Origin of the sequence: Desulfobacter latus, from assembly GCF_013389365.1 — a bacterium.
GTDB classification, from domain to species: Bacteria; Desulfobacterota; Desulfobacteria; order Desulfobacterales; family Desulfobacteraceae; genus Desulfobacter; species Desulfobacter latus.
The window spans coordinates 1-8,905 of sequence record NZ_JACADJ010000101.1; the positions used below are offsets into that span (position 1 = coordinate 1).

The 8,905-nt window shown below is 46.6% G+C and carries 6 protein-coding genes; 3 read left to right on the top strand and 3 right to left on the bottom strand.

Going from position 1 to position 8,905, the window contains the following annotated elements:
- Positions 1-179 precede the first annotated feature (179 nt).
- A complete protein-coding gene (locus HXW94_RS17370) occupies positions 180-2,660 on the top strand; it encodes a PAS domain-containing protein (RefSeq protein WP_178368160.1) in 2,481 nt (826 codons plus the stop codon).
- 17 nt (positions 2,661-2,677) lie between these two features.
- Positions 2,678-3,061 (top strand): response regulator, encoded by a 384-nt coding sequence (locus HXW94_RS17375; RefSeq protein ID WP_178368161.1) that lies wholly within the window; start codon positions 2,678-2,680, stop codon positions 3,059-3,061.
- 8 nt (positions 3,062-3,069) lie between these two features.
- Here HXW94_RS17375 and glmM read toward each other — a convergent pair whose 3' ends face one another.
- Together glmM and HXW94_RS17385 are read right to left on the bottom strand one after the other, a co-directional pair.
- A complete protein-coding gene (gene glmM, locus HXW94_RS17380; protein ID WP_178368162.1) occupies positions 3,070-4,407 on the bottom strand; it encodes a phosphoglucosamine mutase in 1,338 nt (445 codons plus the stop codon).
- 18 nt (positions 4,408-4,425) lie between these two features.
- The gene (locus HXW94_RS17385; RefSeq protein WP_178368163.1) at positions 4,426-5,667 is read right to left on the bottom strand and encodes a protein GlmU; all 1,242 of its coding nucleotides are present in this window, start codon (positions 5,665-5,667) and stop codon (positions 4,426-4,428) included.
- Positions 5,668-5,874: 207 nt separating this feature from the next.
- Between HXW94_RS17385 and HXW94_RS17390 the strand changes: the two genes are divergently transcribed.
- Complete coding sequence (locus HXW94_RS17390) at positions 5,875-7,521, top strand: glucose-6-phosphate isomerase (RefSeq protein ID WP_178368164.1); 1,647 nt, start codon at positions 5,875-5,877, stop codon at positions 7,519-7,521.
- Positions 7,522-7,614: 93 nt separating this feature from the next.
- On the opposite strand, the gene HXW94_RS17395 is transcribed toward HXW94_RS17390, so the two are convergent.
- The gene (locus HXW94_RS17395; protein WP_178368165.1) at positions 7,615-8,628 is read right to left on the bottom strand and encodes a 3-oxoacyl-ACP synthase III family protein; all 1,014 of its coding nucleotides are present in this window, start codon (positions 8,626-8,628) and stop codon (positions 7,615-7,617) included.
- Positions 8,629-8,905 lie beyond the last annotated feature (277 nt).

Below are 8,905 nucleotides of genomic sequence, written 5' to 3' on the forward strand. Positions count from 1 at the left end.
AAAAATATATTAAAATATGATCCTCATTTTGAGGGATTCAATTTTATTTCTCAGTTATATGAAGAGGTCTGCAGCATAGGCTGTATTCATCAGCCTTTAAAAACAGCATAATTGGCGAAGGTATTGATAGCTGCTTATATATATTAAAAATTTGCACTCACTCAGTGTTTATGTTGTTCTTGTCTTTGATTGCTATTGCAGGTCTGTATGTGTGGCAGGCACCGCTTGCGGTTGCAGATGTTCATTTGACTGAAGAAGAACAGAGATGGCTTGATGCCAATCGAAATCAACTGATTTTATGGTTTGATGCGTATTATCCTCCCATTGAATTTTTAGGTGAGAATGGTAATTTCCAGGGTCTGGGCGCTGATATTATGGCAACCATGGAGAAACGGCTGGGCATATCTTTCATCAAAAAACCGGCCCCGAACTGGCCTGAACAGCTCAACGCATTAAAGAATGGGGATATCCATATTTCTCCGGTTATCGTTTCCTCACAAGAGCGTGCCGCGTATGCATTCTTCAGTAAGCCGTACCTTTCCATTCCCCTGGTGGTTATCACCCAGAAAAGCAGAAAAAAAGCAAACGGACTGGACAGTTTTGACGGCAAGCGGGTCGCAGTTGTAAAAGGATATGTTTCTGAAAAATATCTTCGCAACAAATTCGATTCCCGATTTGAAATCGTCCTGGTCTCAAACATAGCCGAAGGCCTTAGAAATACGGCATTCGGCGTTGTTGACGCGTTTGTCGGGAACCTGGCATCCGCGGCTTACTATATTGATAAGAATAATCTGCCTAACCTGCGGGTTGCCGGCAGCATTGGATACGAACACAGGCTTTCTTTTGCGGTCAATAAAAAATACCCCCTGTTATTCAGTGTGATGCAAAAGGCACTGGATACCGTAACGCCTGAAGAGATCCAGAATATTCGTGACAGATGGATTTTGCTGGAAAATAAGGGCATTCTTTCAAAAAGAGAAAAGCGGTTTCTCCAATTTGCCCTGAGTGTAACCCTGTTTTTGCTTTTCATTCTGATGTTAATTGCCTGGTGTCTGAAAAACAATCTGAAAAAAAAAGAGTGTGCACTCCAGGCTGCAGAATCAGCAATCAAGGATCAAGAAGACCGGCTGCATATTGCAATGAAGGCAACCCAGGCAGCCATATGGGATTGGTATCCCCTGACCGGTGACGCTGTTTTCAGTGATGAATGGTTTGCAATCCTGGGTTATGATCCGGGGGAAATCGAGTCAAATTTTCAAGGATGGGCAGACCTGACCCATCCAAATGATCTTCCAAGGACAACCCGGATTTTAAATTATTACCGTAAAAAAGGCGGCACAGGATATTTTGAAGCGCAGTTTCGCATGCGTAACAAAAAAGGGGAATGGCGCTGGATTTTAGGTAAGGGGCAGGCGGTTGAGTGGGATGAAGAGGGGGCAGTGACGCGAATAACCGGTTTAAATGTTGATATTCACAGCCAGAAACGGGTGGAAGAGGCGCTTAAGGATTCAGAAAAAAAATTTTCAGAGCTTTTCATGCTCAGTCCGGACAGTATCGCTCTTTTTGATCTGAAAACGGAACAAATTATAGAGGTAAATGAATCCTTCTTAAAAATATTCGGGTATGAAAGAAGAGAGCTCCTGGGTAAAACAGATCAAGCGCTTTTACGTTATGTAAGGCCCGATGACCGGGAAATACTTTTTAAACGGATTCACAAACAAGAAAAAACAACAAATATTGAAATTGCTTTTTACCGCTCTGATGGTGAAGTGATGGTACAACTGATCTCGGGGCGTGAAGTGATGATCGACGGGGAACTTGTTCTTCTGATGATCGGCAGAGATGTGACGGAGTTAAAAAAAGTTGAAGAAATGATGATTCATACGGAAAAAATGGTTTCACTTGGCGGTATTGCCGCCGGTATTGCCCATGAAATTAACAATCCTTTGGGTATCATACTTCAGGCCGCCCAGAATTTACAGATTCGAAGCCGCCCGGATTTTCCCAAAAACCAGGAAGCCGCCCAAGAACTGGGCCTTGATATGGATCTTATGGCCCAATATATGCGTCTGCATAAAATGGATGCATTTATTGAAGATATAAAACGGGCCGCTGTCCGGGCGGCGGATATCATTAAACGAATGCTTCTTTTCAGCCGCAAGAGTGAATCCCGGAAAACCGTCTGCCATTTGCCTGCAATTGTTGAAAATGCTCTTTCACTGGCAAAAAATGACTTTGATCTTAAAAGAACCTATGATTTTAAAAAAATTTCAGTGAATATGTACTTTGATACGGATGTTCCAAAAATAAACTGCATAGAGACAGAGATTGAGCAGGTTCTGTTAAATCTTTTTCGCAATGCAGCTCAAGCCATGGCTGAAATGCCCGTGCCGCAGCCCGAACCCCGTATAGACATCCGAATCTCAAAGCATGACAATTCTGTCTGCATAGAGATTCAGGATAACGGCCCGGGCATACCGGACCATATAAAAAAAAGAGTTATGGAACCGTTTTTTACCACCAAGGGGCCGGGCATCGGTACAGGGTTAGGGCTTTCGGTTTCATATTTCATTATAACAAGGGGCCATGGAGGGCAATTCACAGTATCTTCAGTGCCTGGAAAGGGAACAACATTTACCATTGATCTGCCATGCAAATAAATGAAGGAATAAATATTATGACGGATGCCGGCCAAAAAATATTCATCATTGATGATGAACAGGCTATTTGCAAAAATTTTATTGAATTTTTTGATTATTTTAAACAATTTGAAGCGGTTGGCTACTTTTGTGCGGAAGATGCCCTGGATGATTTAAATGAAACCGAATGTCCTTTTTTGTGCATCGTAGACATCCGGCTTCCCGGTATGCGTGGGGATGAGTTTATTAACCGGGCCAGGATGATATGCCCCCAATGCCGTTTTTTAATTTCTACAGGATCCTTGGACATGCAATTGTCTCCAGATTTTCAGGAAATCGGATTGACCGAGGAAGACATTTTTTTTAAACCGGTCGATATGTTTAAGGTCTTAAACCGGATAGAGGATATCATTAAAGGTTAGTGCCCCGGCTATAAACACTCTCTTATGACCGCGCAGATCTTCTCGCAGCATTGACGGGTCAGATCTTTTTCAGGGCCTTCAACCATCACCCTGAGCAACGGCTGGGTACCCGAATACCGCACAAGCACCCTGCCCTGGGTGCCAAGCTGTGATTCCACCGCTTGAATGGCATCGGCAATCATGGGGACTTTCATAAAATCGGGTCTGGATGCGTCTACGTCAACATTGATCAACACCTGGGGGTAAACGGTCATAACTTTAGCCAGTTCGGATAAAGGTTTTTCGGTTGCCAGCATCACCTCTATGAGCTTTAAGGCCGATAATGCACCGTCACCGGTGGTCTGTTCATCCAGAAAAATCATGTGACCGGAATCTTCCCCGCCGATAAGCGCACCGGTTTCTTTCATGCGCGCCAGCACCTTTCTGTCCCCGACCCCGGTTATTTCATGCCGAATACCTAATTGTGCCAGTGTATTGCCAAGCCCCACATTGCTCATCACCGTACTTACAACGATATTATTGCCAAGCTTGCCGGCCTGTTTGGCAAATTTCGACAAAATGGCCAGTAAGGCATCTCCTGTGATCTGCTGCCCGGTTTCATCCACGGCAATCAACCGGTCGGCATCGCCATCAAAGGCAAGACCGGCATCGGCGTTCATTTTTTTGACATGCTCGCTTAAATCTGTTGTATGCTGGGAACCGCAATCCTCATTAATATTTATTCCGTTGGGTTGATTATGGATAAAAGTGACATCAAAAATATCCGCGGTGAATATTTCCGGGGCACAAAAGCCGGCCGCGCCGTTGGCCGTATCAATCACCAGTTTGAGTTTTCGTTGCCTTTTGGGAAAGTTAAACTTTTTAACCAGAAACCGGGCGTACTTGGCCTGGGCGTCATCGGCGGACTCAATGGTTCCAACTTTTGAAGGCAGATCAATGGGCGGACCAAGGATCATGTTCTCAAGGTCATTTTCCTGATCATCGGAGAGTTTAATGCCGCCTTTTTGAAAAATTTTGATACCGTTATCATAATAGGGATTATGAGACGCGGAAATCATAATACCGGCCCCGCAGGATTCAACGGCACTGCTCAGATATGCGACCCCGGGGGTGGGAATAACCCCGGCGATCATCACATCAACACCAACGGAAGCAATCCCTGCAGCCAGCGCAGATTCAAACATTTGGCCTGAAATTCGGGTATCCCGACCGATGATGACACATCCCTTGGAAGCGGTTTGGGTTAAAATGCCTACGGCCTGGCCTGTTTTTACGGCCAGATCGCATGTCATGGGATAGGTGTTTGCCCTGCCCCGTATACCGTCTGTTCCAAATAACTTCCCCATGGTTATCTCGCTTTTTTATTAATTAGATTCAACTTCTTCCAACCCAAACGCATCAAAAATCCGGTCTTCAATACCCTTGAGCCATACCGACCCGATGATTGAAATTGATTCGTCAAGGCCCTGAATCGTACCCACGTAATCTTTTTTGTTATGAATACTTTGAATATCAATGTATTCTATAAATTGTTCCCCATCCGGTCCAGGGGTTTTAAGATCATTCTCCGCCTGATCAAATATGTGTGATGCCCGGGACAGTTTTTCCAGAACCGTGTCATGGGTGGCAACAGCCTGACTGCCCTGCCCTTTTCCCCTTTGGAGCAAAATTTTCTTTGATGTTTCAAGTTTGTTTCCAAACGCATTCAATCGATTTATCCGCTCCTGAATACAGATATCAATATTTTTCTGCAACCCTGAAACAAGGGCCTGAGACATCCAGTCCCAGGTAAAAAGCGTACGAATGAAACCATACCAGGCTTTTAAGGCATACAACCCTGAAATATAATAAACATTTTCAGTTAAAATATTGCCGGGACGGGTGTAGATACCCGGACGCCATTGAACGGAAGCATTTTTCATTGTCCCGCCCATGATCAGCCGGTTGCACCGCAGTTCGTTGTTCCGGATAATGGACCCTGCGGCACTGATACATCCAAAAGCGATTCTCACCGGCCCCACAAGCCCGCCCTGGCCCCCAAGGAACACAGGCGGCTGGTTCAGCATCACGCCCTGGTGAACATTGCCCATCATGGAGGCCGTTGCCTTGTCCTGGTTGGGGGTATAATTAAAGTGGATAAAGGACGATCCCACCTCGGAATGATCCTTGCGGCTGGTGCCGCCGGCCATGAGGCAATCGCAGAAATTGATCAGGCTGCCAAGGGTGACAAAGGGAAAAAGAATGGTCTGCTTGAGCCCCACGGTGTGGGCGGCATTGGCCTGTTCTTCTAAAATACAGCCCTTTCGCACATGCCCGCCGGAACCAAAAACATTGTCCCCCATGAACACGGTCTCCTGAAAATATCCACCGTGCAGCTTTGTACCCGGCCCCATAAGACAGTTTTCAACGGTCACCGGGGATTCGTAACCAAGAACGGTACCCGGCATGATCAGGGTTCGCTCACCGGTTAGTTTGGTGCCTGAAAAAAGCGTTACCCCATCCGGGGATATGCGCTCAAGGTCAACGTCATCACCGATAAACACGGTGGACGGATTTGGGATATTCACCCCTTTTTTTAGCAGAATATCGATATTATTTAAATTCATGATTCAATTATTTAGATGGACTAATGGATTGTTGTCAAGTTTTTCCAAGTTAGAAAATGATGGGGACTATTTCAAACTATTTCAAATCATACGCCTGAAGGTTTATTCTTTGCTGTTTTTGTTCTATAATTAATAAATTAATAGGCAAGCAAGCACATCCATCACAATCACATATCGTGGACACTTCAATCGTAAGGAGAAATAAATATGACCCCGGCTGGTTTGCTTTATCCGGATGACCCCTCAATTAAAGCGCTTCATGCAAAATTAACCCAAGCGGCCCAAAAGTTTGACGCGCCGGATCACCACCTGCGGCAGCTTTTAGGGCGGCCCGGACGATTTTCCGATTTCAGTCTCGGCATGGACGGTTTTTTTATGGATTTTTCACGTCAGCGGCTGGATGAAAATGCATTCGCATTGCTGCATGAATCTCAAACCTTGTCCAAGGCACTTGAAAAATTCAGTGACATGACCCAGGGGAAGATCGTAAATCCCACCGAGAACCGCGCAGCGCTGCATACTGCGGCCCGGGGCACAGGCCCCTCCCCGCTTATATTCAAGGATATGGACGTTAAAGCCCAGATACAACAAGTTAATGAAAAAATAGAAAAATTCTGCGCATCCGTCCATGACGGCAAACTCTGCTCGGCATGCGGAAAACCCTTTACCCAGGCAGTTGTTATCGGTATTGGCGGATCATATCTCGGGTGTGAATTTGTTTACCAGGCCCTGGCCGGGGCTGCCGGAAAAATGGATCTTTTATTTCTGCCCAATGTGGATATTGACAATTTTGCCCGGGTCATTGAATCCATTGACAAAGAGACCACCCTTTGGATCGTGATTTCCAAATCTTATACCACCACCGAAACCATGGCCAACCTCAACCAGGTCAGTACATGGCTCAAAGCCCAGGGCGTCTCTCCGTTAGATCACATGGTCACCATCACGGCCAAGGGAAGTCCGGGGGATGACCCCGATACACCGCTACTCGCTTCTTTTCATATGTTTGATTTTATCGGCGGCAGGTATTCGGTATCCTCGGCTGTGGGCGGACTGCCTTTAAGCCTTGCACTGGGATATGATGTTTTCCAACGCTTTTTGGACGGCTGCCGTCTTATGGATACCCATGTACTGGAAAGTCCGGCAGAAAAAAACATCGCCTTAACCGCAGCCCTGATCTCCATTTGGAACACCCTGTATATGGGATATCCGGCCCAGGCCATTATTCCCTATGCGTCCAGGCTGGCCCGGCTCAGCCCCCATGTCCAGCAACTGTATATGGAAAGCCTCGGCAAGTCGGTCTCCCCGGAAGGCGCGCATTTAACCCAGGCAGCCGGCACCATTATCTTCGGGGAACCCGGCACCAATGCCCAACACTCATTTTTCCAGCTGGCCCACCAGGGAAACGCTTTTCCCATTGATTTCATCGGCGTCAAAACGCCTGGATACACCGGTATTCAGGCAATGTCCAAAGGGGTGACCAACCACCAGGAACTGTGGGCCAATCTTCTGGCCCAGGCCGGTGCCCTTGCCCTGGGCCGCAATTCCGATGACCCGGCCAGGAATTTTGACGGCAACCGGCCCTCAACAATCATTACCATTGATAATCTGGAACCGGAAAGTGTTGGGATGCTGCTCTCTTTTTATGAGGCCAGAACTGTTCTGGAAGGATTCATTCTCGGCGTAAATCCCTTTGACCAGTTTGGCGTTGAGCTGGGCAAAGTCATGGCCGGGGATATCCGCAAAGAGATGGCCGCAAGAAATCTTGACCCGTCATATAGATTTGCCTGTGCATCGAAAACGGATAATTTTTACCTGGACCTTTTGTTTGGGAACTCAACCGCCGGCGTCTAAAGCTGGATACGGATCCAAGCCCCGTCTCATTCGTGTTCGTACTCGTGAACGTACACGTTTACGAGCACGAGTACATAAAAAATAGAGGAACGATCAAGGAAATTTATAAAGGGATGCCCCCCAGGTCAGACCGGCACCAAGCCCGGCAAAGAGGACAACATCTCCGGATTTGCCGATACGGCCGGTTTCAATGGCTTCGTGAAGTGCCAAAGGAATGCTGGCAGCCGTGGTGTTGCCGTATTTTTCAATATTATGAAACATTTTATCTTCAGGTAGTTTGAGAAACCGGCCAAAGGCCTGATTAATGCGTTTATTGGCCTGGTGTGGCACCACAAGATCAATATCAGACAATTCCATTCCGGCTTTTTCCAGAACTTCCATGGTCACCGTTGGAAGCATGCGTACGGCTTTTTTAAATATGGCAGGACCGTCCATGACCGGAAAATATCGGGGATCATCCGTGGAGACACCATCAGGTATGCGCTTTATAAGATTGGAAGCGGGCAGTTCGGTTTTTAAGGTCTCTGCAAAATGCCCATCTGCATGCAATGCCGAAGCGATCAGGCCCACGTTTTCATCCCTATCAACGGCTTCGATACACAGGGCAGCGGCCCCATCACCGAAAATCACCGTCACATCCCTGCCCCGGGTGGTTTTATCAAGCCCTGTGGAATGCACTTCAGCACCCACCAGAAGCACTTTTGAAGCAAGCCCGGATTTGATGTAGGAATCTGCTGTGGCAAACCCGTACAAAAAGCCGGTGCATTGCTGGCGAATATCCAGGGCCGGCGTGGTATTAAGTTCAAGGTTTCGGGCTAAAAGACACCCGCCCCCCGGGAACATGATATCCGGACTTAAGGTGGCAAAAATGATAAAATCCAGATCATTGGGATGCCAACCCGCGTTATCCAGTGCCATGCGGGCTGCCGCGGTGCCCAAATCCGATGCGCCGCAGACATCGTCCGGGGTGACCCAGTGTCGCTGGTGAATACCGGTGCGCTGCCGGATCCACTCATCAGACGTGTCCATAATTTCGGTCAGGTCCTGATTGGTGACAACATGGGGCGGCACAAAGACGCCTGAGCCCTTTATAATTGATTTTTTCATAAAATTTCCTTACTATATAAAGCCAACAATTGTAAAATATCAAAAAAAAGTCTGTCTGATACTTGAAATCTTGTCAAGGCTTAGGGCCATGGCCCTAAGTGCAGACTCAAATGTATAATTATGAATTTTATTTTTAGGCAAGACAGGTTGGCGCCTGTTTAAAATCGTCCATTTTTTTGTTTTCTGCGTTGTTCCATGGATTGGATAATTTTTTTCACACCCATCATTTTTTTCCTTGCATATACTCAGAAAATTAAGATATGGTCAAGAAAAATAT

What these genes read in the sequence shown, in the direction of transcription:
- HXW94_RS17375 (WP_178368161.1), top strand. Translation starts at nt 2,678, where the DNA reads ATGACGGATGCCGGCCAAAAAATATTCATCATTGATGATGAACAGGCT.
- glmM (WP_178368162.1), bottom strand. Translation starts at nt 4,407, where the DNA reads ATGGGGAAGTTATTTGGAACAGACGGTATACGGGGCAGGGCAAACACC.
- HXW94_RS17385 (WP_178368163.1), bottom strand. Translation starts at nt 5,667, where the DNA reads ATGAATTTAAATAATATCGATATTCTGCTAAAAAAAGGGGTGAATATC.
- HXW94_RS17390 (WP_178368164.1), top strand. Translation starts at nt 5,875, where the DNA reads ATGACCCCGGCTGGTTTGCTTTATCCGGATGACCCCTCAATTAAAGCG.
- HXW94_RS17395 (WP_178368165.1), bottom strand. Translation starts at nt 8,628, where the DNA reads ATGAAAAAATCAATTATAAAGGGCTCAGGCGTCTTTGTGCCGCCCCAT.